This window comes from Robertmurraya kyonggiensis (genome assembly GCF_005116465.1).
In the GTDB taxonomy this organism is placed as follows: domain Bacteria; phylum Bacillota; class Bacilli; order Bacillales; family Cytobacillaceae; genus Robertmurraya; species Robertmurraya kyonggiensis.
This window is the reverse complement of record NZ_SWBM01000091.1, coordinates 1-1,008: the sequence shown is the minus strand read 5'-3', so window position 1 is coordinate 1,008 and position 1,008 is coordinate 1. Positions and strand designations below refer to the sequence as shown.

The window sequence follows — 1,008 nt, the reverse complement described above, 5'->3', positions numbered from 1 at the left end:
AGTCCTTAGATCTTAAAATGATTATTACTTTTTGCTCGTACCTCCGATTTAGGTGATTCTTGTGGTCATGTGTTACTAACGGTGAGCACTATATTTTAAAGTGATCTTTATACTATTTTATCACTATTTGTTATATTATTTTTTTGTCGTTGTGTAGAAACAACAATATAAGAAAAGTAAAACAAACAATTATAAAATAATATAATCAACATTTTAAAAGATAAAGTTCATCGTTACGAATACATGAGCATTAGAATCACTTAAATCAGAGATTAGGAGAAAAAAATAATAATCATTTTAAGATCCAAGGATTAAAATGGACTAATTTAGTGCTTTTTAGTCCTTGGATGTTAAAATGATTACTATTTTTTTCTTCATCTCCATTTTAAGTGATTCTAATGGTCAAGTGTTCGTAACAATGAGCTTTACATTTTAAAATATTGATTATATTATTTTATAATTGTTTGTTTAATTTTTTATATTATTTTTTCTACACAATAGCCAAAAAAATAATATAACAAATAGTGATAAAATAGTGTAAAGATTACTTTAAAATATAGTGTTCACCGTTAGTAACACGTGACCACAAGAATCACCTAAATCGGAGGTACGAGCAAAAAGTAATAATCATTTTAAGATCTAAGGACTAAATTGTAAATAAAAAAAGTTAAAACCACTCATCAAAACAGCCCGATGGCCAAATTTGAACGGTTTTGATAGTTGGATGGCCAAAGATACCCGGTTTTGGAGTTCGATGGCCAAAACCAAACTGAGGCAAGAGTTGGATGGCCAAAAATGGACTTTTTCCTTATTTGGAAGGAACACATGCATATTATGTTGCAGCAGGAAAAGAACCTCCTTTTGATATTGAGGCTGTGAGGCGAGATTATTCGTCGGTTGTATCACCACGAAACCCGGCGGTCACAGCTACACCATCCTCTCGTACGGAGGAAAAAAATAATCCTCAAGTGCATTCTAATGTCTCACCCAAGGAAGATTGCAGAACGT

Annotated in this window: 1 protein-coding gene; it reads left to right on the top strand. The window is 31.5% G+C overall.

Going from position 1 to position 1,008, the window contains the following annotated elements:
- Positions 1–785: 785 nt before the first annotated feature.
- Positions 786–1,008 (top strand): hypothetical protein (locus tag FA727_RS25765; protein WP_206663872.1); only part of this gene is annotated, 223 nt, incomplete at its 3' end.